The sequence below is a fragment of the Streptomyces sp. H27-D2 genome (genome assembly GCF_035828615.1).
GTDB lineage: Bacteria > Actinomycetota > Actinomycetes > Streptomycetales > Streptomycetaceae > Streptomyces.
In genome coordinates this window covers 1-863 of record NZ_JAYMZR010000225.1, presented here as the reverse complement: position 1 = coordinate 863, position 863 = coordinate 1, and the positions used below count along the sequence as shown (strand labels likewise).

1 protein-coding gene is annotated in these 863 nt (G+C 67.9%); it reads right to left on the bottom strand.

The annotated features are described in order from the left end of the window. The coding region (locus QMK28_RS34015; protein WP_326443561.1) for a non-ribosomal peptide synthetase at nucleotides 1-863 on the bottom strand (863 nt) is incomplete at both ends.

Genomic DNA, 863 nt, shown 5'->3' with positions numbered 1-863 from the left:
CCCGCCGCGCATTCGACACCAACAACATCGACATGATCGAGTCCCCACCCAGCGCAAAGAAGCCGTCCTCGACCCCCACCCGCTCCAGACCCAACACCTCACCAAACAACCCACACAACAACGCCTCCGTCGGTGTCGCAGCAGCACGGCCGGTGCTGAGCGCGCGGTCAGGTGCGGGTAAAGCGGCTCGATCCAGCTTGCCGTTCACCGTGAGCGGCAATGCCTCCAGCACCACCACCGCGGCGGGAACCATGTACTCCGGCAGGTGACGGGCGGCAAAGCCACTCAACACCGTGCTGTCGAACTCACCGTCGGTCGTGGGAACGACATAGCCAACCAGACGCTTCTCGCCGGGCCGCTCCTCACGGACCACGACTGCGGCCTGGCCGACGTCCGGGTGCGAGGCGAGGACCGACTCCACCTCACCCGGCTCGACCCGGAACCCACGGATCTTCACCTGGTCGTCCGCGCGGCCGGCGAACTCCAACACCCCCTCGCCCGTCCACCGCGCCAGATCACCCGAGCGATACATCCGTGCGCCAGGCATGAACGGGCAAGCCACGAAACGTTCGGCCGTCAGATCCGGACGCTCTACGTAGCCGCGGGCGAGACCAAGACCGGCCACGTACAGCTCACCCGTCACACCTGGCGGCACCGGGCGCAAGAAGCCATCGAGCACGAACACCTGGGCGTTGCCGATCGGGCGGCCGATGGCGGGCGGCGCGTCCTGCGGGCTGATGCCCTCATCCAGCAGGGTGGCTGTGGTGATCACCGTGGCCTCGGTGGGGCCGTAGGTGTTCCACACCCGCGCCCCAGCCCTCCACCGAGCAGCCAGACCAGCACTCAGACGCTCCGCACCCAAC